Raw genomic sequence first — 23,383 nt, forward strand, 5'->3', positions numbered from 1 at the left:
CCGACCTACTTTCGGGCTTTTGTAGGCCGGGTAAGGCGAAGCCGCCACCCGGCACATACACAAGTTACACCGTCACAACAGGCACTCTGGGTGCCAGCGCGCACATCAGCTCATACCCAACGGTGCCCGCCGCAGCGGCCACATCATCAATTTTAACTTCGTTGCCCCACAGCTCAACCGGTGACCCGATCCCCGCCTGGGGACACGGCGTTAAATCAATGGCCAGCATGTCCATTGAGACGGTGCCTACCGTGCCGGTGCGCACGCCATCGACCCACACCGGCGTGCCGCTCGGGGCGATGCGCGGATAACCATCTGCATAGCCCCCCGCCACGATACCGATACGCTGTTCGCCCGCTGCCCGATAACGGCTGCCATAGCCCACCGTATCGCCCGCTTTTAACGTCTGCACGCCGATAATCTCGCTTCGTAACGTCATCACCGGCTTCAGGCCGCTGTTGGCGATATCCTGCCACTGACCTGAGGGTGACGCGCCGTACAGAACGATCCCCGGACGCACCCAGTTGTAGTGCGCTTCAGGATGCCAGAGCGTTGCCGCTGAGTTCGACAGCGAACGTGGACAGTCCAGCCCTTCTGCCGCCTGCTCAATGCGGACCATGGCATCGGCAATTCCGTCCGGCTTTTCCGCATCGGCGAAATGCGCCATCAGCGTCATCTCACCGACGTTTTTCAGCGCACGAAGCTGCTGCCAGACCGTGTGCACCCGTTCAGGCTGAAAGCCCAGACGGTTCATCCCGCTGTTCACTTTGAGATAGATATCCAGCGGGGCATGCAGCTTCGCGTCCTGAATCGCCTTGATCTGCCAGTTACTATGAACGCTGGTCGTCAGGCGGTACTTATCCAGCAGAGGCAGATCCTGCGCATGGAAGAATCCTTCCAGCAGCAGGATCGGTCCTTTCCAGCCGCGCTCGCGCAGCAGGATGGCCTCTTCCAGATTCAGCAGGGCAAAACCATCGGTGGCGCCGAGCGCACTCCAGATACGGTCGATACCATGACCGTAGGCGTTGGCTTTCACCACCGACCAGACACGAGAACCCGGCGCAGCACGGCGAACAATTTGCAGGTTATCCTTCAGCGCCTGCAAATCCAGCTGGGCCAGAATAGGACGGGACATTGCGACTCCTTAATTATGCGCGCCGTGCAGGTGTTGTGGACGCGATGGGGTAAACCCTGATTGATAGCGTGCGGCGCTCAAATCGTCAAACGGAATTGCCGGCGTCCGCCCGGAGATCAGGTCGCTCAGCAGCTGGCCCGAACCGCAGGCCATGGTCCAGCCAAGCGTACCGTGGCCGGTGTTCGTCCACAGATTTTTGTATGGCGTACGGCCCACAATCGGCGTGCCGTCCGGGGTCATTGGGCGCAGGCCGGTCCAGAACGTCGCCTGCTCAATGAAGCCGCCGCGCGGGAAGAGATCGCCCACGACCATCTCCAGCGTTTCACGACGCGGTTTAAGCAGCTCAGTATTAAAGCCCACGATTTCCGCCATGCCGCCGACGCGGATCCGGTTATCGAAGCGGGTGATGGCGATTTTGTAGGTTTCATCAAGAATGGTCGAGACCGGCGCACCGCTGTCCTCTTTCACAGGAATGGTCAGGGAGTAGCCTTTCAGCGGATAGACCGGGATATCCAGGATCCCTTTCAGCATCGCGGTTGAGTAGGAGCCAAACGCCATCACGTAGGCATCGGCTTTGATTACCTCTTCCCCACACTTCACGCCGTAAATCTTCTCCCCTTCCGACAGCAGTTTGTCGACAGAAGTATTGAAGCGGAATTTCACCCCGGCCTGCTCACACATGCGCGCCAGACGCTGGGTGAAAAGCTGGCAGTCGCCGGTTTCATCGTTCGGTAAACGCAGACCGCCCGTCAGCTTGTGCGCGACCTCGGCAAGCGCTGGCTCCACCTGCGCCAGCTGGCTGGCTTCCAGCAGCTGATACGGTACGCCCGCATCTTCAAGCACGGCGATATCGCGGGTCGCGTTTTCGTACTGTTGCGCGGTACGGAACAGCTGAAGCGTGCCGCCCTGGCGTCCTTCATATTCAATGCCCGTTGAGGCACGCAGCGCCTTCAGGCAGTCGCGGCTGTATTCCGCCAGACGCACCATGCGCCCTTTGTTTTCCATATAGTGGCGGGTGTCGCAGTTGCGCAGCATCTGCCACATCCACTTAAGCTGGAACTGCGTGCCGTCGAGGCTGATCGCCAGCGGCGCATGTCGCTGAAACATCCATTTGATCGCCTTCAGCGGAACGCCCGGGGCCGCCCACGGCGCAGCGTAGCCCGGGGAGATTTGCCCCGCATTCGCCGCACTGGTTTCCAGCGCCGGACCGGATTCGCGATCGATAACGGTAATCTCATGTCCCGCCTGACTTAAATACCAGGCGCTGGTTACGCCAACGACACCACTTCCCAGTATGACAACACGCATAGCCACTCCATTATGAGCAAAAGAACAATCATCTAATTACAGATTGATAACCTAGTTGAAAATATTATTCAACATATGACTTTTTTATGGTGACTCAACTCACATATCCCGCTGTATCAGGGGATAGCGCTTATTTGGGATCTCCTGCTGCGCGTTATTTTTAACCAGTAGAAAATTCTGTGAGCACCGCTTTTTTTGCCGTATCGAAAACGTGAAATCGCAAAGAAAAAATTTCTGCGCCCCGCGTATTTGAATGGGGTGATCTATGCTTGAAAGGAGGCTCTCCAGTCAGAGAGAGCGACCAACAACGAGGGCGCGCTAATGGCTACACTAGATTCCATGTCCAGGGACAGCACCCGTCTGAGCGATGGACCCGACTGGACCTTCGAGTTGCTGGATGTCTACCTGGCGGAGATCGACCGGGTGGCCAAACTCTATCGTCTGGATACCTACCCCCATCAGATTGAAGTCATCACCTCGGAACAGATGATGGACGCTTACTCCAGCGTCGGGATGCCGATTAACTATCCGCACTGGTCGTTTGGTAAAAAATTCATTGAGACAGAGCGGCTGTATAAGCACGGGCAGCAGGGATTAGCGTATGAAATCGTCATTAACTCTAACCCATGTATTGCCTATCTGATGGAGGAGAACACCATTACCATGCAGGCGCTGGTGATGGCGCACGCCTGCTATGGACATAACTCGTTCTTCAAAAATAACTATCTGTTCCGCAGCTGGACGGACGCCAGCTCAATCGTTGATTACCTCATCTTCGCCCGTAACTACATTACCGACTGCGAAGAGCGCTACGGCGTGGACGAGGTTGAGAAACTGCTGGACTCCTGCCACGCGCTGATGAACTACGGCGTTGACCGCTATAAGCGTCCGCAGAAGATCTCCTTGCAGGAGGAGAAAGCCCGGCAGAAGAGCCGCGAGGAGTATCTGCAAAGCCAGGTGAATATGCTGTGGCGTACCCTGCCAAAACGTGAGGAGGAGAAAACCGTCGCCGAGGCGCGTCGCTACCCTTCCGAGCCGCAGGAAAACCTGCTCTACTTTATGGAGAAAAACGCCCCGCTGCTGGAGCCGTGGCAGCGTGAGATCCTGCGCATCGTGCGCAAGGTGAGCCAGTATTTCTATCCGCAGAAGCAGACCCAGGTCATGAACGAAGGCTGGGCGACCTTCTGGCACTACACCATTCTGAACCACCTGTATGACGAGGGAAAAGTCTCTGAACGGTTTATGATGGAGTTCCTGCACAGCCACACCAACGTGGTGTTCCAGCCGGCATATAACAGCCCGTGGTACAGCGGTATTAACCCGTACGCGCTCGGCTTTGCCATGTTCCAGGATATCAAGCGTATTTGTCAGTCGCCCACCGAAGAGGACAAATACTGGTTCCCGGATATTGCCGGTTCCGACTGGCTGGAAACGCTGCACTTCGCGATGCGTGATTTTAAGGATGAGAGCTTTATCAGCCAGTTCATGTCGCCGAAGATCATGCGTGATTTCCGCTTCTTCACCGTACTGGATGATGACCGCAACAACTTCCTGGAGATCTCCGCGATCCACAACGAAGAGGGCTATCGCGAGATCCGCTCGCGCCTGTCGTCCCAGTACAACCTGAGTAATCTTGAGCCGAACATTCAGGTCTGGAACGTGGATCTGCGCGGCGATCGCTCTCTGACGTTGCGCTATATTCCGCACAACCGCGCGCCGCTGGATAAGGGGCGTAAGGAAGTGCTGAAGCATGTGCATCGCCTGTGGGGATTTGACGTCTTGCTGGAACAGCAGAACGAAGATGGCAGCGTGGAGCTGCTGGAGCGGTGTCCGGCGCGGTTGAATACGCTGTAGTGGGATTTTTTGCCCGGTGGCGCTACGCTTACCGGGCCTACGGGACCTGTAGGCCGGCTCAGGCGAAGCCGCCACCCGGCGAAAAAAAACCTCTCAATCGAGAGGTTTTTTCTTTTACCGGCCCTGAATCGCTAAATCACCCGGCAGCGTTTTCTGCATCCGGTGCCAGATTTCACCGGAGTCGTGGCCGTAACGACGCACGGTTTCATAGACCTGATCGTGCAGCCCTTCGGTGCAGAGTTTGCTCAGTTTATGATAGAAGCCAAGCGCCAGACTGCGGGCTTCAGGGTTAGCAAAGTAGTGACGACCAATGCGCGTATATAACCCTTTCATTCCATTCAGGATCAGACCGTAAACCGGATTGCCGGAAGCAAACGCCAGACCACGGAACACGTTGTAATCCAGGGTCGCAAAGGCATCCGCGTGGTCTTCCACCTCATTGGCGGTAGCAAGTACCTTCAGCGCATCTTCAGGGTGCTGGCGAAACGCGGTGCGGATGAAAATGGTGGCGATGTTGGTGCGCACGGAAAGCAGATTATCAATCAGCTGCGGTACGCTTTCGTGATCGAGACGCGCCAGCGTTTCCAGAATGTTCAGCCCGGACGTTTCCCAGAAGTTATTCACTTTAGTGGGTTTGCCATGCTGTATCGTCAACCAGCCATCGCGCGCCAGACGCTGGAGCACTTCTCGCAGCGTGGTACGGGTGACGCCAATCAGTTCAGAGAGTTCGCGTTCAGCAGGTAGAATTGATCCCGCAGGGAAACGATTATTCCAGATGCTTTCAATGATGTACTCTTCCGCGAAACCCGCCGGGCTCTGCGCCTTAATGACCATAGTGAGATTTCCATTACACAGCTTTAGCAAATTGCACTCATCATACCAGAGGCGTGCAGAGGCAGATAGCGCAGCAGAGACAGAAAAGAGGGATCGCCGTTTCATTTTTATGAAATTTACAAATGGCTTAATCCCCCGCTTTGCCGCCATTTTTGCGTATACTGATGTCTTGTCTTATTTGACGGGGAAAGGACGTCTGTCGTGGAAATTTCATTTGGGCGCGCGCTGTGGCGCAACTTTTTAGGTCAGTCACCTGACTGGTACAAACTCACTTTACTGGTATTCCTGGTCGTTAATCCCGTTATCTTTTTGCTGGATCCCTTCGTTGCCGGGTGGATGTTGGTCGCCGAGTTTATCTTTACCCTGGCGATGGCGCTGAAGTGCTATCCGCTGTTGCCCGGCGGGCTGCTGGCGCTGGAAGCCGTGGTCATTGGAATGACCAGCGCGGAGCATGTTAAAAACGAGATAGCGTCGAATCTTGAAGTCCTGCTGCTGCTGATCTTCATGGTGGCGGGGATCTACTTTATGAAGCAGCTTCTGCTGTTTATCTTCACCCGTTTGCTGTTGAGCATTCCGTCGAAAACGCTGCTCTCGCTGGCGTTTTGCCTCGCCGCAGCCTTCCTCTCTGCCTTCCTGGATGCGCTGACGGTCGTGGCGGTAGTGATCAGCGTCGCCGTCGGCTTTTACGGGATTTACCACCGGGTGGCCTCGTCTCGTCCTGGCGATAACTTGCAGGACGACAGCCACGTTGAGGCGCACAACCGCGATGTGCTGGAACAGTTCCGCGCATTTCTGCGCAGCCTGATGATGCATGCAGGCGTGGGGACGGCGCTGGGCGGCGTGATGACCATGGTCGGGGAGCCGCAAAACCTGATTATCGCCAAAGCAGCTGAGTGGCATTTTGGCGAATTTTTCCTGCGCATGGCGCCGGTCAGCGTACCCGTGCTGGTCTGCGGGTTAGCCACCTGTGTGCTGGTCGAAAAATTCAACCTCTTTGGGTATGGCGCGACGTTGCCCGATCAGGTCCGCCAGGAGCTGCATAAGTTTGACGAGCAGAGCCGCAAACAACGCACGCGCCAGGAGACGCTGCGCCTGATTGCACAGGGTTTCATCGGCGTGTGGCTTATCGCTGCGCTGGCCTTCCACCTTGCCGAGGTGGGGCTGATTGGCCTGTCGGTAATTATCCTTGCAACCAGCCTGGGCGGCGTTACGGACGAACATGCTATTGGAAAAGCCTTTACCGAAGCGCTGCCGTTTACCGCCCTGCTGGCGGTGTTTTTTGCCGTCGTGGCGGTGATTATTGACCAACATCTGTTCGCGCCGATCATCGCGTTTGTGCTTCAGGCTACGCCAGATTCGCAGCTAACGCTGTTCTATTTGTTTAACGGTCTGTTGTCCTCTATATCTGATAACGTCTTTGTCGGGACGGTATACATCAATGAGGCCAAAGCCGCGATGGAGCAAGGGATTGTCAGCAGTGAACAGTTCGAGCTGCTGGCGGTGGCGATCAATACCGGAACCAACCTCCCCTCCGTGGCAACCCCGAACGGTCAGGCGGCATTCCTCTTCCTGCTGACCTCGGCGCTGGCGCCACTCATACGACTTTCTTATGGAAGAATGGTCTGGATGGCGCTGCCGTATACGCTGGTGCTTACCCTGGTTGGTTTACTGTGCATCAAAATTACTCTCGTTCCCTGTACGCAATGGTTATTGCAAGCAGGTATACTTGCGGCGCATTAAAATTCGTTTACACTGCGCTGTCTAAGCATGTTCCAGGGAAATGATTATGTTGCGATTTTTGAACCAGTGCTCACGCGGTCGCGGAGCGTGGTTGTTGATGGCCCTGACCGCCTTTGCGCTGGAAATGGTCGCGCTGTGGTTTCAGCATGTGATGGGGCTGAAACCTTGCGTACTGTGTATTTATGAGCGTTGTGCGCTGTTCGGCATTATGGGCGCGGGTCTGGTAGGTGCGATTGCACCCAAATCACCGTTACGCTATGCGGCAATTGCCATCTGGCTGTACAGCGCCGGGAAAGGCATTGCGCTTGCCTGGGAGCACACCCAAATGCAGCTTCACCCGTCGCCGTTTATGACCTGCGATTTTGCCGCCCGCTTCCCGAGCTGGCTGCCGCTGGATAAATGGCTGCCGCAGGTGTTTGTGGCCTCCGGTGACTGCTCTGTACGCCAGTGGGAATTCCTGACGCTGGAGATGCCGCAGTGGCTGGTGGGCATTTTTGTCGCCTACTTTGTGGTGGCGCTGCTGGTGCTGATTGCCCAGCCGTTCAAACCAAAGAAACGCGATCTTTTTGGACGGTAAAAGCAAAACGGCAACGTCAGTTTTGCAGGTCGGGTAAGCGCAGCGCCACTCGACAAAATTGCGCACAATAAAAAACCCGCCTCGGCGGGTTTTTTATTGTCACCGATTAGGGTGATTCATAATGTGGTCTTCCCAGTCCCGCACCTCGGACTCTTTCACCGCTATGTGGCGCACGGAAATACGTTCACCGTGCATCGCCGCTTTCGACCCCGTCAACAGCGGATGCCATGTGGGCAGATCTTTCCCTTCCGCCAGCAGGCGATACGCGCAGGTATGCGGCAGCCACTCAAAGGTCGGTAGATTTTCACGGGTTAACTTGATGCAGTCCGGCTCATATTCGAAACGGCGCTCATAGTTGCGGCACTGGCAGGTTTTGATGTTTAACTGCTTGCAGGCTACGTTGGTGAAATAGATCTCGTCCGAATCTTCATCCATCAGCTTATGCAGGCAGCACTGCCCGCAGCCGTCACACAACGATTCCCACTCCGCGTCGGTCATGTCGTCGAGAGTTTTGCTTTGCCAGAAAGGAATGTCGTTCATCGGGATGTCCACACGTCAAAATAGAGCGCACCTTATAACGAGTCTGGCACGTTGATGCAAGTTTTGCCGCCCTTTTCAGGCGGCAAGGTGCTTTTACAGCACGCGGGTTTTCAGCGACAGGCCGTTAAAACTGACATCCAGTTCGTCGCCGCTAAGCAGCGGCCCCACACCTTCCGGAGTGCCGGTGAGGATCACGTCGCCAGGTTTCAGGGTGAAGAAGCGGCTCATGTAGGCAATCAGCGGAACGATCTTATGGATCATGTCAGCGGTCGTTCCCTGCTGGCGGATCTCGCCGTTGACCTTCAGGCTGAGCGGCGTGTTCTGCGGATCGTCGGTAAATTCACTCACCGGAATGAAACCGGAAATCGGGCATGAATTATCAAAACCCTTCGCTTTTTCCCACGGCTGCCCCGCTTTCTTCATTTTGCCCTGAACATCACGCAGCGTCAGGTCAAGCGCGACACCGTAACCCGCAATCGCTTTCTCTACATGCTCTTCGGTCGCCTGGCGCAGCGTCGCGCCGATCAGCACCGCCAGCTCCACTTCATGATGCACCGAGCCCAGTCCCTGCGGCAGAACCAGCGGCTGGCGAATATCGCACAGTGCGGTTTCTGGCTTAATAAACAGAACCGGCTCTTCCGGCACGGCGCTGCCCATCTCCTGAATATGTTTTGCATAGTTGCTGCCCACGCAGACCACTTTGCTGACGGGATAATCCAGTAATGCACCTTGCCAGTTATGATGTTGATACATGGTCGACCCCTAATCGGTTGATGAGTTGTTCCCGGAAGGACCCGGGCTTATTTCTTTCCGCTCACCTCAAGATGCTGTTTTAATAAATTCTCCGGTGGCGGCGGAAGCTGTAAATAATAGCCCTGCTCGGTTAACGCCTTTTTGACTTTCTCCAGATCGGCGTTCACCAGCTTCTTACGGCCGTCCAGCGGCAGCAGCATCGCCAGCTGCGGTCGGCCAAAGCTTTTCATTAATTCTTCAGGCACGCGGGAAAAATCGTCTTTCTTTTCGACATAAAGGTAGGTCTGGTCGCGGCTGGTACTTCTGTAGATCACACAAAACATGTTTTTACTCTGAATTAACGGGTGGTTGCTTGCCTCAATATACTCCTGACTATAACATGCCTGATACTCTTCGGAATATCGCGGCGATGTGTTGCGGTTAATAGCAAATTGAGTAAGGCCAGGATGTCAAATACGCCCATCGAGCTTAAAGGCAGTAGCTTCACCTTATCAGTGGTTCATTTGCATGATGCAAAACCCGAGGTTATTCGTCAGGCGTTAGAAGACAAAATCGCGCAGGCTCCCGCTTTTCTTAAGCATGCTCCTGTCGTCGTCAATGTAAGCGACCTTGAGGGGCCGGTTAACTGGAAGCGGCTCCAGCAGGCCGTCGCCTCCACGGGGTTGCGCATCGTGGGCATAAGCGGCTGCAAAGACGCAGAGTTAAAAGCCGAAATTGAACGCGCGGGTTTGCCCTTGTTAAACGAGGGCAAAGAAAAAGCCCCACGTGCAACGCCTGCAACCGTTCCCGCTCCCCCGCCTCCGGCGCAAAATGTAGCCCCAGTCACAAAAACGCGATTGATTGATCTGCCGGTTCGTTCCGGTCAGCGCATTTATGCGCCAAACTGTGATCTGATTGTTACAAGCCACGTCAGTGCGGGCGCTGAACTGATTGCAGATGGCAATATTCACGTTTACGGTATGATGCGTGGACGTGCGCTTGCGGGCGCCAGCGGCGATCGAGAAGCACAAATTTTTTGTACTCACCTGACGGCAGAACTGGTGTCTATCGCAGGTGAATATTGGCTGAGCGATAAAATCCCAGCCGAATTTTATGGCAAAGCGGCCCGTCTGCAACTGGCAGATAACGCTTTGACCGTTCAACCGTTAAATTGATCCCTTTTAACAAGGAATTTCTATGGCACGCATTATTGTTGTGACTTCGGGTAAAGGAGGCGTTGGCAAGACCACCTCCAGCGCGGCCATCGCTACTGGTTTGGCCCAGAAGGGAAAGAAAACCGTCGTAATCGACTTCGATATCGGTCTGCGTAACCTGGACCTGATCATGGGTTGCGAGCGTCGCGTGGTGTATGACTTCGTGAACGTCATTCAGGGCGATGCCACCCTTAACCAGGCGCTGATTAAAGATAAGCGTACCGAGAACCTCTACATTCTTCCGGCGTCCCAGACCCGTGATAAAGACGCCCTGACCCGCGAAGGCGTGGAAAAGGTGCTCGACGATCTGAAAAAGATGGAGTTCGACTTCGTGGTCTGCGACTCCCCGGCCGGTATCGAAACCGGCGCGCTGATGGCGCTCTACTTCGCGGATGAAGCCATCATCACCACCAACCCGGAGGTCTCGTCAGTACGTGATTCCGATCGTATTCTCGGCATTCTGGCCTCGAAATCCCGTCGCGCGGAAAATGGCCAGGAGCCAATCAAAGAGCACCTGCTGCTGACCCGCTACAACCCGGGCCGGGTGAACAAAGGTGACATGCTGAGCATGGAAGACGTGCTGGAGATCCTGCGCATCAAACTGGTTGGCGTGATCCCGGAAGATCAGTCCGTGTTGCGCGCCTCTAACCAGGGCGAGCCCGTGATCCTGGATACACAGGCAGACGCGGGTAAAGCGTATGCGGATACCGTTGACCGTCTGCTGGGAGAAGAACGTCCTTTCCGCTTCATTGAAGAAGAGAAGAAAGGTTTCCTCAAACGCCTGTTCGGAGGATAAGTTATGGCATTACTGGACTTTTTTCTCTCGCGGAAAAAAAGCACCGCCAACATCGCAAAAGAACGTCTGCAAATCATTGTGGCGGAACGTCGTCGTAGCGACGCCGAACCGCACTACCTGCCGCAGCTGCGCAAAGACATTCTGGAAGTGATCTGCAAATACGTGCAGATTGACCCGGAAATGGTCACCGTTCAGCTGGAGCAAAAAGACGGGGATATTTCGATTCTGGAGCTGAACGTCACGCTTCCGGAAGCGGAAGAGTCGCGTTAATCCGGTTGTGGTTTTGTAGGCCGGGCAAGCATCGCGCCCCCCGGCAATTTCCCCGGTGGCGCTGCGCTTACCGGGGCTACAATTCTTTAGCGCGGATACACTTCCAGCAGGGTATTCAGGCGTTCGGCCATCAGTTCCCCCCGCCATCCGGCGACCAGCTCCGGTAAACCATTTTGCGGTTTCAACTTCCAGTGCCAGTTCAGCAGCTGGTTAATCTGACGACGTGAAGCCAGCAGTTCGGCACTCAGTTTGCTTTCCCCCGCCACCGTCTGCACCAGCGCTTTGATATCTTTGAATGCCTTGCGGTAGCCCGGCATATCCATCAGGTTAAGCAGTGGTTCTGGCAGTGCGTCCTCCGGCAGCTGCTGAGCTTTCTCTACCAGCGCGAGCAGCGTTTTACCGTGGAAACGGATCTCACTCCCGGAAAGGCCAATGCTGTCCAGTTCGCCAAGGCTACCCGGCATATAGCGCGCCACCGCCCACAGGTGTTCTTCACGCACCACGAAGTTAACCGCCAGATCGCGCTCACGTGCTTTACGCAGACGCCAGTCAGCCAGCAGTTGCAGACAGGCCAGCTGGCGGGTGCGCAGCTGCCAGGCGTTGGTGATGTCACGCCAGGCCTCTTTCGGATCAACCACTTCCTGACGACGCTGCTGCGTCATGCGGCACTCGTCCAGTGCGGCAGACAGCCAACCGGACGCCTCAGCCTCTTTCATAAGCTGGCCGGCAATTGGAAGAAGGTAAAAGACGTCTGCCGCGGCGTATTCAAGCTGACGCGCCGTTAGGGGACGCGCGAGCCAGTCGGTACGCGATTCGCTCTTATCCAGCGTCAGACCGGTGTACTCTTCCACCATCGCGGCGAAGCCCCAGGAGAGCGGACGACCGCTGAACGCCGCGAGGATCTGGGTATCAATCAGCGGCTGCGGCATGATGCCAAAAGTGTTGAGAAAGACTTCCAGATCTTCACTGCCCGCGTGCAGATATTTGGTCACGGCGGTATCCAGCAACAGCTCGCGCATTGGCGCCCAGTCGGTAATGCCGAGGGGGTCAATCAATGACACGTGTTTGCCGTCATACATCTGAATCAGACCCAGCTGCGGATAGTACGTTCGGGTGCGGACAAATTCCGTATCCAGGGCGATAGCGGGAAATTCACGCGTCACCTCGCACAGTGAAGCCAGCTCGTCGTTGGTAGTGATCATCTGGTAATTCAAATCGGACTCTCTTTTGTTTGCGCCCATAAAAAACGCCGGCTTAACCGGCGTCTGGGCGATTAACGTGAAGCTCAGGCCTTATTGTCCACTTTGGCACGGGCTTCGTCACGTAATTCTCGTCGTAATATCTTCCCGACGTTGGATTTCGGCAGCTCATCCCGGAATTCCACCAGCTTCGGCACTTTATAGCCCGTCAGCTGACGGCGACAGAACGTTATCAGCGCATCCTCGGTCAGAGAAGGATCTTTCTTGACCACAAATATCTTCACCGCTTCACCGCTGCTGCCGGAAGGAACGCCCACCGCCGCCACTTCCAGCACGCCGCTGTGCTGCATCACCACGTCTTCGATTTCGTTCGGATAGACGTTAAACCCTGACACCAGGATCATGTCTTTCTTGCGATCGACGATGCGCAGGAAGCCTTCGTCATCCATCACCGCGATGTCGCCCGTGTGCAGCCAGCCGTCTTTGATGATCTCATCCGTGGCATCCGGACGTTGCCAGTAGCCCAGCATCACCTGCGGCCCTCTGACGCATAGCTCCCCTGGCTCACCGTGAGGCACTTCGTTATCCTCATCATCCACCAGTTTTGCTTCCGTCGACGGGACCGGCAGACCGATACTGCCGCTGTGGTAGTCGATGTCATGCGGGTTAACGCTGACCAGCGGGGCGCACTCCGTCAGGCCATAGCCTTCCAGCAGATACTGCCCGGTGAGTTTCACCCAGCGCTCGGCAACAGCCTGCTGAACCGGCATCCCGCCGCCCGCGGAGAGGTGCAGCGTGGAGAAATCGAGCTGCTGGAACTCTTTATTGTTAAGCAGCGCGTTAAACAGGGTGTTCACGCCGGTCATGGCGGTGAACGGGTATTTCGCCAGCTCTTTGACCAGCCCCGGGATATCGCGCGGGTTGGTGATCAATACGTTTTGACCGCCAAGCTCGATAAACAGCAGGCAGTTCATGGTCAGCGCAAAAATGTGATACAGCGGAAGCGCGGTGATCACCAGCTCCTTGCCCGGGTGCAGCAGCGGCCCGTAGGTGGCGTTAACCTGCTCAAGGTTCGCCAGCATGTTACGGTGGGTCAGCATCGCCCCTTTCGCCACGCCGGTGGTGCCGCCCGTGTATTGCAGGAAGGCCAGATCCTCGGACACGATCTCCGGCTTTACGTATTGCATCCGGTAGCCCGCATGCAGGGCGCGGCGGAAGGAGATGGCATCCGGCAGGTGGTATTTCGGCACCAGCCGCTTAACGTATTTAACGACAAAGTTGACCAGCGTACCTTTCGCGGTAGAGAGCTGGTCACCCATGCGCGTCAGGATGACGTGCTTAACCTGAGTTTTTTCAACGACTTTTTCCAGCGTGTGGGCAAAGTTGGAGACAATCACAATCGCCGCCGCGCCGCTGTCATTCAACTGATGTTCCAGCTCGCGCGGGGTATAGAGCGGGTTAACGTTAACCACGATCATCCCTGCCCTGAGGATGCCGAACAGCGCCACCGGGTATTGCAGAAGGTTTGGCATCATCAGCGCGACGCGATCCCCTTTCTGCAAGCCCAACCCTTCCTGTAAATAGGCCGCAAACGCCCGGCTGCGTTCTTCCAGCTTACGGAAGGTCATCACTTCGCCCATATTCACAAACGCGGGCTGGTCAGCGTAGCGCCGTACCGAGTGTTCAAATAATTCAATCAGGGATTGATAACGGTCAGGATTGATCTCCGCAGGGACATCCGCGGGATAACGGTTAAGCCAAACCTTTTTCAATGCATCACCTCTGAAATGAGTGTTCGTCGTCATCACAGCCCCGATAATAAACAGTTTGTTAACATTATATTAACTCAGCGTACCAGTTTATTAATTGTTCAGATTGCAGGTTGCGAAGCGCGTCACTCTTTTTTTTCGTTTTATCCGTAAAAAAACAGAGACAGCGGCTGAGCCGCTGTCTCTTTCCTAGCAATAACAGTAACTTACTCAGTTACTATTGTTTGAACCTGTGCAGGGCCTGGATTGTACCACCCCCAGCCACCGTAGCCGTAACGATACGGATGCGGTCCCCACATCCACGGATCGATTGGCTGTGGCGGCATCACCACCTGCTGGGCGATACGCCAGCGTTTGTAGCCGTTCACCTGCATGGTCATAAATTTGTATGGCGTATGGCCGATTTTCCCCGCCACCGAACCAGTAATCGGCCCGACGACGGTCACCAGCTGCCCGCGGAAATCTACCGGATCGAGGAAGCCGCTGACGTCAGCGTAGATCCGCCCGCGCGAGGCTTCACCCAGAACAGGCCGCGCGCCGTCGTCCAGCGGGACAGTGGCAATCTCCAGCCGGGTTTTCCCCTGCTGGTTTAGCACTTCAACCACCTTGCCGCCAAACCGCGCTTCCTGCCCGACATACAACTCCGGGGCATTCATCACGCGTACCAGATCCTGCTGTGGCGTCGGGCTGGTGCCCTTGATCGCATCAGGAACGGTGACGCACCCGCTCAGTGCTATGGCAACCGCGCCTGCCATAAGAAAGCGTACAACTTTAGTCTGAACCGCCATGATGCGACTCCTTTTTCTCAGTTCCTGTTACTGAGATTCACTCGCGGCCAGGAAGTTTCTTCCACGCGACGGTGTTTCGTAAATAAACCGGTTCAGCATGTTCAACCGCCACGGTTTTTCCTGCGGCAAGTAGCTGACAGGCAATCGGCAGCATATCTTCTGCGGCGGGCAGGAGCATGTTACCGTCCACCAGCGTAAGGCCGGTGTCCTCCGCCATCTCAGGCCATGCCGCCCAGCCGGTTCCGACCGTCGCCCACTCACCGGAGAGCTGTTTCAGGCGCCCGGTGACGGCTTCAGGTTTAAGCACCGCTTCCGTCTCTTCGCCGTGCCAGACGCCGTTTTCGTCACGGGTGTACTCCGCCCAGTAGACTTCCCCCATGCGGGCATCAATCGCAGCCAGCACGCGGGTGGCGCCGGTCATGCGCCATGCTCCCTGGGCCATGGTCGCAAGCGTGGAGACGCCGATCATCGGCAGGTCAGCGCCCAGCGCCAGCCCCTGCGCAATGCCAATCCCGATACGTACGCCCGTAAAGCTGCCCGGACCACGGCCGTAGGCCAGCGCGTCGAGGTCAGTCAGGGCGGTGTTGCCCTCGGTTAAAATGGTTTTTACCAGGGGCAGAATACGTTGGGTGTGTTCCCGTGGGCACTCTTCGAAATGAGCAAAAATCGTACCGTCGTTCCACAGGGCAACGGAACAGGCCTCTGTCGCGGTATCAATAGCCAGAATTCGCATCAGTCGTCGCGCTCTCGCAATGGTCAGTCACAAAATGGCGCGCATCTTAACACACTCCGGGAAGAATTACTCCGCCGTCGGGTTCGCCAGGAAGCGGACCGCGCGTTTAATATCCCGCGTGCGCGGCGCGGGCGGCAGGCTGGCGAGGAAGGTCGCGCCGTAGGGACGCATCACCAGGCGGTTGTCGCAGATCACCAGCACCCCGCGATCGGTGACGTCGCGGATCAGTCGCCCTACCCCCTGTTTAAGCGTGATGACCGCGTCCGGCAGCTGGACGTCGTCGAACGGATCGCCCCCGCGCAGACGGCAGTCCTCCATGCGCGCTTTCAGAAGCGGATCGTCCGGCGATGTAAACGGCAGCTTATCGATAATCACCAGCGAGAGCGTGTCGCCGCGCACGTCCACCCCTTCCCAGAAGCTGCTGGTCGCCACCAGCAGGGCATTACCGGCGCTGACAAACTGCTGGAGCAGCTGGCCTTTACTGGTTTCTCCCTGCAACAGCACCGGTAGCGTCATGGTGGCGCGGAACTGCTCGGCCAGATCGCGCATCATGGCGTGTGAGGTGCAGAGCATAAAGCAGCGCCCGTTGTTGGCCTCGATCATCGGCTTCAGCATGGCCGCCAGATGGCGCGCCGCGCCCGGCTGGTTAGGCAGCGGCAGATTGCGCGGCACGCACAGCAGCGCCTGTCTCTCATAGTCGAACGGGCTCGGCAGAAGCAGGGATTCCGCCTGCTCAATGCCGAGGCGCTCGGTAAAGTGGTGCAGATCGTCATTGACCGACAGCGTGGCCGAGGTAAAGACCCAGGTGCCGGGCTTTTGCGCCATCACCTCTTTAAATTTATCAGCAACGGTCAGCGGCGTGAGCGCCAGGGTGAAGTGGCGCGAGGTACATTCGTACCAGTAGCTGTAGCCCGGCTGGTTGATCTCTTTCAGCCGCTTCAGCCGCCCACGGTAAAGCGTGGCGCGCTCGAAGGCGGCGTCCAGCAGCGCTGAACGTCCGAGGGACAGCTTCGCCACGTCGTAACAGAGTTCAAGGGCATCATCGAGCAGCAGCAGCGCGCGCTGGATATTTTTGTCTGCGAGCAGTTCGCGCAGGTTGCCGCGATAGCCCGGCTCGCCAAGCTGTAAGCGGAAATCCTGTGCGCATTGCGCCAGGCGGTCCGCGCACTTCTGCAACTGCTGGGTATCTTTGAGTTCGGTGCGATAGGCAATGGTAATATCTTTCGCCAGATCCTGAAGCTGACGGCTGGAGAGCGACTGACCAAAATACTGGCTGGCGATGTCCGGTAGCTGATGGGCTTCATCGAAGATCATCACCTCCGCCTCCGGGATCAGCTCGCCGAAACCACTGTCCTTGACCACCATATCCGCAAGAAACAGGTGATGGTTCACCACCACCACGTCGGCGTCCATCGCGGTTTTACGCGCTTTCACCACAAAACAGTCTTTATACAGCGGGCAGTCGCTGCCGAGGCAGTTGTCATTGGTGCTGGTCACCAGCGGCCAGGCCGGGGAGTCTTCCGGCACGCTCGCGCAGGTGCTGATGTCCCCCTCCTCCGTCTGGTTGGCCCAGGCGCGCAGGACGATCACATCGCTCAGGGTTTGTACCGGCAGGTCGCCGCCCGCCAGCGCCTGCTGTTCAAGACGCTCCAGACACAGGTAGTTAGAACGCCCTTTCAGCAAGGCCAGACGCCCTTTGTATTTCAGCGCTTTCGCCACCGTGGGTAAATCGCGGCTGTAGAGCTGATCCTGGAGCGCTTTTGATCCCGTAGAGATGATCACCTTCTTTTTCGCCCGCAGCGCAGGAGCGAGGTAAGCATACGTTTTCCCCGTACCGGTACCGGCCTCCACGACCAGCGGCTGCGCCTTGTCGATAGCGTGCGCAACGGCATGCGCCATCTGACGTTGGGGTTCGCGCGGTTTAAAGCCGGGAATAGCCTGTGCTAACTGACCCTCTGGGGAAAAATCGTCTGCCACGGTGTTCTCTCACTGTATTTTTGCACAGGGATTATGTCAGCCCCTTCTCTCCGGTGCCACCCCAAATAGTGACGACGGCGGAACATTATGGCAGTCTTGCCGCCTGACGACGAAAGATAACGAGGATACGTTTATGACAATTACGCGCATTGATGCCGAAGCCCGCTGGTCTGATGTGGTGATCCACAACCAGACGCTGTACTACATCGGCGTCCCTGCCAATCTGGACGCCGACGCCTTCGAGCAGACCGCCAACACCCTGGCGCAGATCGACGCCGTACTGGAAAAACAGGGCAGCGACAAATCCCGCATTCTGGATGCGACGATTTTTCTGGCGAATAAAGACGATTTCGCGGCGATGAATAAAGCATGGGATGCGTGGGTGGTGGCGGGTCACGCGCCTGTACGCTGCACCGTACAGGCCACGCTGATGAAACCGGAATATAAGGTTGAGATCAAGATTATCGCGGCAGTGTAAGCCGGTTATTCTTCATCTTCATCCTCAAAGCGCGCCACGATCCGCTCGCCGGTATGGGTGGCGCGAAGTTCTTCCGCGACCTGGGAAATTGCCTGTCCGCTGCTCATCCCCTGGGACATCAGCTCCTGAATACGTTCAACGGCTTTCTGCTGTTGGTCATGGCTGAGAGAAGGTAAACCTGCAAACATCGTTAACTCCTGCTAAATTATTCGCGCTAATTATTTCACGCTGCCCGGTAGTATGCCATACATGAACATGCGCTTCCCCACTGTTATGACCTTGCCCTGGCGTGCTGACGCCGCCGAGTTCTGGTTTGCCCGTCTAAGCCACCTTCCTTTTGCCATGCTGCTGCACTCCGGCCATGCTGATCACCCCTACAGCCGCTTTGATATTCTGGTGGCCGACCCGGTTAAAACGCTGACGACCGATGCGCTGTCGCCAACGGACGATCCGCTGATGCGGCTTCAGAACGAGATCGATGCTCTGGGCTTAACTGCCACACCGGATCCGGATCTGCCTTTCCAGGGGGGCGCGCTGGGCCTGTTTGGTTACGATCTGGGTCGCCGTTTCGAAAAGCTGCCCGAGCATGCGCAGGCGGATATTTCCCTGCCGGATATGGCGGTGGGGCTGTATGACTGGGCGCTGATCGTGGATCACCGTAAGCAGACGGTTTCTCTGCTGAGCCACCGGGACGTACAGGCGCGTCTGTCCTGGCTTGAGGCGCAACGGCCCGCCGCCCCGGAACACTTTATGCTGACCTCCGGCTGGCGCTCGAACATGAGCGCGGAGGAATACGCGGAAAAATTCTCCCGTGTGCAGGCGTATCTTCACAGTGGCGACTGTTATCAGGTCAACCTTGCCCAGCGTTTCCAGGCGGCGTACAAGGGAGACGAATGGCAGGCGTTTACCCGCCTCAATGCCAGCAATAAGGCCCCGTTCAGTGCATTTTTACGCTTTGAACACGGCGCCATACTCAGCCTTTCGCCTGAGCGTTTTATCCACCTGGCTGACGGTATGATTCAGACCCGCCCAATAAAGGGCACACTGCCGCGCCTTGCCAACGCCGACGCCGACCGCCAGCAGGCGGAGACGCTGGCGGCCTCTCCCAAAGATCGTGCCGAAAACCTGATGATTGTCGATCTGATGCGCAATGATATTGGTCGCGTCGCCGAGCCGGGCAGCGTGCGCGTGCCGGAGCTGTTCGTCGTGGAGCCTTTCCCGGCGGTGCATCATCTGGTCAGCACCATCACCGCACGCCTGCCGGCCTCGCGAACCGCCTGCGATCTGCTCCGCGCCGCGTTTCCGGGCGGCTCCATCACCGGCGCGCCGAAGGTCCGGGCGATGGAGATCATCGACGAACTGGAACCACATCGCCGCAACGCCTGGTGCGGCAGCATCGGCTATGTGAGTCTGTGCGGCACCATGGATACCAGCATCACTATTCGCACCCTGACGGCGTGCGACGGTAACCTGTACTGTTCCGCAGGCGGTGGCATTGTGGCCGATAGCCAGGTCGAGGCGGAATATCAGGAAACCTTTGATAAAGTGAATCGTATCCTGAAACAACTGGAGAACTCACGGTGAAGAAAGACAACCTGACGCTGGATGATTTTCTGTCACGCTTTCAGCTTCTGCGGCCCCAGGTTAGCCGCGCCACGCTGAATCAACGTCAGGCGGCGGTGCTGATCCCGGTCGTGCGCCGTGAGCAGCCGGGTCTGTTGCTTACCCAGCGCTCACCGCATATGCGAAAACACGCCGGTCAGGTTGCGTTTCCGGGCGGCGCGGTGGACAGCACCGATGCATCCCTGATTGCCGCCGCACTGCGTGAAGCGCATGAGGAAGTGGCGATCCCCCCGGAGACAGTCGAGGTGATCGGCGTGCTGCCGCCAGTGGACAGCGTAACCGGTTTTCAGGTCACGCCGGTCGTTGGCATTATTCCGCCCGATCTTCAGTATCACGCCAGCGTCGATGAAGTTTCAGCGGTGTTCGAAATGCCGCTGGAAGAGGCCCTTCGTCTGGGCCGCTATCACCCACTGGATATTCACCGCCGCGGACACGATCATCGGGTCTGGCTGTCGTGGTATCAGCATTATTTTGTCTGGGGCATGACGGCAGGCATCATTCGTGAGCTGGCCCTGCAAATCGGCCTGAAGCCTTGACTATACTTTACATTCCACCCTTTTCTGGCAGGTTTGCGATCGGCGTCGCGCTATTAGCAAAACCATCGTTAACCATTAGTTTAATTCATGTGAATAGTTAAGCCGAGGTTGGTGTTCCCTCTTACACTATGCGCAGTTATAACATCGTTACTGGAACCCCAGTAACCCTGTCAGGAGTGTGAAAGTGATTAGTATATTCGACATGTTCAAAGTGGGGATTGGTCCTTCCTCTTCCCACACTGTAGGGCCGATGAAGGCCGGTAAACAGTTCGTCGATGATCTGGTCGAAAAAGGATTACTGGAAAGCGTTACCCGTGTCGCCGTAGACGTTTACGGTTCACTGTCATTAACGGGTAAAGGCCACCACACCGATATCGCCATTATTATGGGTCTGGCAGGCAATATGCCGGACACTGTTGATATTGATGCCATTCCGGCATTTATCCGCGACGTGGAAACGCGCGGACGCTTACTGCTGGCTAACGGTCAGCACGAAGTGGACTTCCCGCAGGATGACGGGATGCGTTTTCGTAGCGACAACCTGCCGCTGCATGAAAACGGCATGACCATCCACGCCTGGAGCGGCGAAAAAGAGATCTACAGTAAAACCTACTACTCCATCGGCGGCGGCTTTATCGTTGACGAAGAACACTTTGGTAAAGAGAGCGCGGGCGACGTCAATGTGCCCTATCCGTTTAAATCGGCCACCGAGATGCTGGGCTACTGCAAAGAGACCGGTCTGTCCCTGTCCGGCATGGTGATGCAGAATGAACTGGCGCTGCACAGCAAGAAAGAGATCGAAGACTATTTTGCTAACGTGTGGCAAACCATGCGCGCCTGTATTGACCGCGGGATGAACACCGAGGGTGTTCTGCCTGGGCCTCTGCGCGTACCGCGTCGTGCCTCTGCGCTGCGCCGCATGCTGGTCACCACCGACAAGTTCTCCAATGACCCAATGAACGTGGTCGACTGGGTGAACATGTTTGCCCTCGCGGTTAACGAAGAGAACGCAGCGGGTGGTCGCGTGGTGACGGCGCCGACCAACGGCGCGTGCGGTATCGTTCCGGCGGTGCTGGCCTATTACGATCACTTTATTGAGCCCGTGACACCGGATATCTATATCCGTTATTTCCTCGCGGCAGGCGCTATCGGCGCGCTGTACAAAATGAATGCGTCCATCTCTGGTGCCGAAGTAGGCTGTCAGGGTGAAGTGGGCGTGGCCTGCTCTATGGCGGCAGCGGGTCTGGCGGAACTGTTGGGCGCCAGCCCTGAGCAGGTGTGCGTGGCGGCGGAAATCGGTATGGAGCACAACCTCGGTCTGACCTGTGACCCGGTTGCCGGTCAGGTGCAGGTGCCGTGCATTGAGCGTAACGCCATCGCCTCCGTCAAAGCGATCAACGCCTCGCGTATGGCGATGCGCCGTACCAGCGAGCCACGCGTGTCGCTGGATAAGGTTATTGAAACCATGTACGAAACCGGCAAGGACATGAACGCGAAGTACCGTGAGACCTCGCGCGGCGGTCTGGCCATTAAGGTGCAGTGCGACTAAGCCTTCCTTTCGCCCATCTGCAACAGATGGGCGAATTTTCCCCTCTCGTCTCGTCGCTTCACGTATTCCCCACTACACTGTCACTGTTGCGTCTGGCTTTTCTGGCCGGTGCTTAACAGGCGACCGTTCATGCAAACTGCACAAACGATCATTAAAGACTATCGCCGAAAACGCGTTATCGTCTGTGTCACGGTTGCGCTCGTTACGCTCGTCCTGACGCTGGGCATTCGCTTTATTTCACAGCGCAACATAAATCAGGATCGGATCCACGACTTTACCCACCACACCGTGCGTGCGCTTGATAAGGTGCTTCTCTCGTTAGAGGTCCAGCGTGAAACGCTACTTTCACTGGTTGGCATACCCTGTTCCGAAGCAAATCTGATCCTGCGAAAACAGGCGGCGATCCTCCAGACCGTACGCTCCATCGCCCTCATTCAAGACGGAATACTGTATTGCTCAAGCGTCTTTGGCAGCCGTAATGTGCCCGTCAGTGAGTTTGTGCCGGAGCTTCCAGTCAGTGAATCCAGGCTGCTGCTGTCGACTGACCGGTGGCTGGTAAAAGGCAGCCCGGTACTGATTCAGTGGTCTCCCGTTGCGGGCGACGGCAACGACGGGGTGATGGAGGTGGTGAATATCGATCTCATCACTAAAATGATTCTCGAGCCGCAGCGGCCGCAGATCACCGACGTTGTCCTGAGAGTAGGAGATAACTTCCTCCGCGACGGGCAACAGGTGACGACTACGCCGACCTTCGATGAAAACGCCTCCCTGCTGGAACAGTCGTCACAACATTACCCTTTCAGCGTCACGGTGAGCGGCCCCGGGCCTGGCGAAATGGCGTTAAAAAATCTGCCCACCCAGCTGCCGCTGGCGTTGATGCTCAGCTTACTGATGGGCTATATCGCCTGGCTCGCCACGGCGCGGCGAATCAGTTTCACCTGGGAAATCAACATGGGAATTGCGGCCAGGGAGTTTGAGCTCTTCTGCCAGCCGCTGGTGAATGCCCGCACCCGGGAATGCGTCGGCGTCGAGATCCTCCTGCGCTGGAACAACCCGCGTCAGGGATGGATTTCGCCCGATGTCTTTATCCCTCTGGCCGAAGAACATAACCTGATTGTTCCGCTTACCCGCTACGTCATCAGCGAAACGGTGCGGCAGATAGGCTATTTCCCTGCCTCGCGCGATTTCCATATCGGCATTAACGTGGCCGCCAGCCATTTTCGCCGCGCTGCGCTTATCCAGGATCTCAACCGCATCTGGTTTAACGCCAGCCCTGTTCAACAGTTGATCGTGGAGTTAACCGAACGCGATGCGTTGCTGGATGTGGATTACCGCATCGTGCGGGAGCTGCACCGCAAAGGGGTGAAACTTGCGATTGATGATTTTGGTACCGGCAACAGCTCACTTTCATGGCTAGAAAAACTGCATCCGGATGTGCTGAAAATTGATAAATCCTTCACCACCGCGATCGGCACCGACGCCGTGAACTCAACGGTAACAGATATTATTATTGCGCTTGGCCAGCGGCTGAATATTGAACTGGTTGCGGAAGGGGTGGAAACCGAGGAGCAGTCACGCTACCTGCGCCGTCACAGCGTACATATTTTGCAGGGGTACTTGTATGCGCGGCCAATGCCGCTGCGCGAGTTTCCGAAATGGCTGGCGGAAAGTCACTCTCCGCCAGCCCGTCACAACGGACACATCGTGCCCTTACTGCCGTTACGCTAGATA

23 protein-coding genes are annotated in these 23,383 nt (G+C 56.6%); 11 read left to right on the plus strand and 12 right to left on the minus strand.

All coding sequences use genetic code 11. The features are described from left to right. Window positions 1-64: 64 nt before the first annotated feature. Window positions 65-1,135 carry a catabolic alanine racemase DadX gene (gene dadX / locus ACOTX1_RS13045; protein ID WP_003859954.1) on the minus strand — a complete coding sequence of 357 codons (1,071 nt, stop codon included), beginning with the start codon at window positions 1,133-1,135 and terminating at the stop codon, window positions 65-67. 9 nt (window positions 1,136-1,144) lie between these two features. Next, complete coding sequence (locus ACOTX1_RS13050) at window positions 1,145-2,443, minus strand: D-amino acid dehydrogenase (protein ID WP_023314321.1); 1,299 nt, start codon at window positions 2,441-2,443, stop codon at window positions 1,145-1,147. A 321-nt stretch (window positions 2,444-2,764) separates the two neighbouring features. On the opposite strand from ACOTX1_RS13050, the gene ACOTX1_RS13055 reads away from it, so the two are divergent. Next, entirely contained in the window at window positions 2,765-4,297 is a 1,533-nt protein-coding gene (locus ACOTX1_RS13055) for a SpoVR family protein (RefSeq protein ID WP_022651425.1), read from the plus strand. 114 nt (window positions 4,298-4,411) lie between these two features. Here the strand turns inward: ACOTX1_RS13055 and fadR are convergent, their stop codons facing one another. Further along, window positions 4,412-5,131, minus strand: coding sequence for a fatty acid metabolism transcriptional regulator FadR (fadR, locus tag ACOTX1_RS13060; RefSeq protein ID WP_003859951.1), 720 nt, complete (start codon window positions 5,129-5,131; stop codon window positions 4,412-4,414). A gap of 201 nt (window positions 5,132-5,332) precedes the next feature. On the opposite strand from fadR, the gene nhaB reads away from it, so the two are divergent. Together nhaB and dsbB are read left to right on the plus strand one after the other, a co-directional pair. Then, window positions 5,333-6,871: a Na(+)/H(+) antiporter NhaB gene (gene nhaB / locus ACOTX1_RS13065; RefSeq protein WP_023314322.1), complete on the plus strand. Its 1,539-nt coding sequence runs from the start codon at window positions 5,333-5,335 to the stop codon at window positions 6,869-6,871. 46 nt (window positions 6,872-6,917) lie between these two features. Continuing rightward, window positions 6,918-7,448 (plus strand): disulfide bond formation protein DsbB, encoded by a 531-nt coding sequence (dsbB, locus tag ACOTX1_RS13070; protein ID WP_017693268.1) that lies wholly within the window; start codon window positions 6,918-6,920, stop codon window positions 7,446-7,448. A 99-nt stretch (window positions 7,449-7,547) separates the two neighbouring features. On the opposite strand, the gene ACOTX1_RS13075 is transcribed toward dsbB, so the two are convergent. From ACOTX1_RS13075 to ACOTX1_RS13085, 3 genes are all read right to left on the minus strand, one after another. Beyond that, window positions 7,548-7,988 (minus strand): YcgN family cysteine cluster protein, encoded by a 441-nt coding sequence (locus ACOTX1_RS13075; RefSeq protein WP_015570314.1) that lies wholly within the window; start codon window positions 7,986-7,988, stop codon window positions 7,548-7,550. 93 nt (window positions 7,989-8,081) lie between these two features. After that, a complete protein-coding gene (locus ACOTX1_RS13080; protein ID WP_003859945.1) occupies window positions 8,082-8,741 on the minus strand; it encodes a fumarylacetoacetate hydrolase family protein in 660 nt (219 codons plus the stop codon). Window positions 8,742-8,788: 47 nt separating this feature from the next. Further along, window positions 8,789-9,064 (minus strand): YcgL domain-containing protein, encoded by a 276-nt coding sequence (locus ACOTX1_RS13085; RefSeq protein WP_006810982.1) that lies wholly within the window; start codon window positions 9,062-9,064, stop codon window positions 8,789-8,791. Between the two features lie 123 nt (window positions 9,065-9,187). Here ACOTX1_RS13085 and minC point away from each other — a divergent pair, with 123 nt between their 5' ends. From minC to minE, 3 genes are read left to right on the plus strand one after another with little or no spacing between them, the layout of a single operon-like run. Further along, window positions 9,188-9,895 (plus strand): septum site-determining protein MinC, encoded by a 708-nt coding sequence (gene minC, locus ACOTX1_RS13090; RefSeq protein ID WP_017384318.1) that lies wholly within the window; start codon window positions 9,188-9,190, stop codon window positions 9,893-9,895. 22 nt (window positions 9,896-9,917) lie between these two features. Continuing rightward, entirely contained in the window at window positions 9,918-10,730 is an 813-nt protein-coding gene (gene minD, locus ACOTX1_RS13095) for a septum site-determining protein MinD (RefSeq protein ID WP_003859938.1), read from the plus strand. A gap of 3 nt (window positions 10,731-10,733) precedes the next feature. After that, window positions 10,734-11,000 (plus strand): cell division topological specificity factor MinE, encoded by a 267-nt coding sequence (gene minE, locus ACOTX1_RS13100; RefSeq protein ID WP_003859937.1) that lies wholly within the window; start codon window positions 10,734-10,736, stop codon window positions 10,998-11,000. Window positions 11,001-11,086: 86 nt separating this feature from the next. Here the strand turns inward: minE and rnd are convergent, their stop codons facing one another. From rnd to ACOTX1_RS13125, 5 genes are all read right to left on the minus strand, one after another. Beyond that, entirely contained in the window at window positions 11,087-12,202 is a 1,116-nt protein-coding gene (gene rnd / locus ACOTX1_RS13105; RefSeq protein WP_122966917.1) for a ribonuclease D, read from the minus strand. Window positions 12,203-12,285: 83 nt separating this feature from the next. After that, complete coding sequence (gene fadD, locus ACOTX1_RS13110; protein ID WP_003859933.1) at window positions 12,286-13,971, minus strand: long-chain-fatty-acid--CoA ligase FadD; 1,686 nt, start codon at window positions 13,969-13,971, stop codon at window positions 12,286-12,288. 203 nt (window positions 13,972-14,174) lie between these two features. Then, entirely contained in the window at window positions 14,175-14,756 is a 582-nt protein-coding gene (locus ACOTX1_RS13115) for a Slp family lipoprotein (RefSeq protein WP_023314324.1), read from the minus strand. 37 nt (window positions 14,757-14,793) lie between these two features. Continuing rightward, complete coding sequence (tsaB, locus tag ACOTX1_RS13120; protein WP_003859930.1) at window positions 14,794-15,489, minus strand: tRNA (adenosine(37)-N6)-threonylcarbamoyltransferase complex dimerization subunit type 1 TsaB; 696 nt, start codon at window positions 15,487-15,489, stop codon at window positions 14,794-14,796. Between the two features lie 66 nt (window positions 15,490-15,555). Beyond that, a complete protein-coding gene (locus tag ACOTX1_RS13125; RefSeq protein ID WP_003859928.1) occupies window positions 15,556-17,466 on the minus strand; it encodes an ATP-dependent DNA helicase in 1,911 nt (636 codons plus the stop codon). 133 nt (window positions 17,467-17,599) lie between these two features. Here ACOTX1_RS13125 and ACOTX1_RS13130 point away from each other — a divergent pair, with 133 nt between their 5' ends. Next, window positions 17,600-17,944 carry a RidA family protein gene (locus tag ACOTX1_RS13130; protein WP_126497696.1) on the plus strand — a complete coding sequence of 115 codons (345 nt, stop codon included), beginning with the start codon at window positions 17,600-17,602 and terminating at the stop codon, window positions 17,942-17,944. Window positions 17,945-17,949: 5 nt separating this feature from the next. On the opposite strand, the gene ACOTX1_RS13135 is transcribed toward ACOTX1_RS13130, so the two are convergent. Continuing rightward, complete coding sequence (locus ACOTX1_RS13135; protein ID WP_003859925.1) at window positions 17,950-18,132, minus strand: YoaH family protein; 183 nt, start codon at window positions 18,130-18,132, stop codon at window positions 17,950-17,952. A 61-nt stretch (window positions 18,133-18,193) separates the two neighbouring features. Here ACOTX1_RS13135 and pabB point away from each other — a divergent pair, with 61 nt between their 5' ends. From pabB to ACOTX1_RS13155, 4 genes are all read left to right on the plus strand, one after another. Further along, the gene (gene pabB, locus ACOTX1_RS13140) at window positions 18,194-19,528 is read left to right on the plus strand and encodes an aminodeoxychorismate synthase component 1 (RefSeq protein ID WP_032634188.1); all 1,335 of its coding nucleotides are present in this window, start codon (window positions 18,194-18,196) and stop codon (window positions 19,526-19,528) included. Continuing rightward, on the plus strand, window positions 19,525-20,103 hold the full coding sequence (locus ACOTX1_RS13145; protein WP_003859921.1) for a CoA pyrophosphatase: 579 nt from the start codon (window positions 19,525-19,527) through the stop codon (window positions 20,101-20,103). Before pabB ends, ACOTX1_RS13145 begins: the two co-directional genes overlap by 4 nt. Before the next feature lie 184 nt (window positions 20,104-20,287). Then, window positions 20,288-21,652, plus strand: a complete 1,365-nt coding sequence (gene sdaA / locus ACOTX1_RS13150) for an L-serine ammonia-lyase (RefSeq protein WP_003859920.1) — start codon at window positions 20,288-20,290, stop codon at window positions 21,650-21,652. A gap of 129 nt (window positions 21,653-21,781) precedes the next feature. Continuing rightward, the gene (locus tag ACOTX1_RS13155; RefSeq protein WP_022651433.1) at window positions 21,782-23,380 is read left to right on the plus strand and encodes an EAL domain-containing protein; all 1,599 of its coding nucleotides are present in this window, start codon (window positions 21,782-21,784) and stop codon (window positions 23,378-23,380) included. The last annotated feature ends 3 nt before the right edge of the window (window positions 23,381-23,383 follow it).

The organism is Enterobacter cloacae complex sp. IR5401, from assembly GCF_049238425.1.
Lineage (GTDB): Bacteria > Pseudomonadota > Gammaproteobacteria > Enterobacterales > Enterobacteriaceae > Enterobacter > Enterobacter hormaechei_C.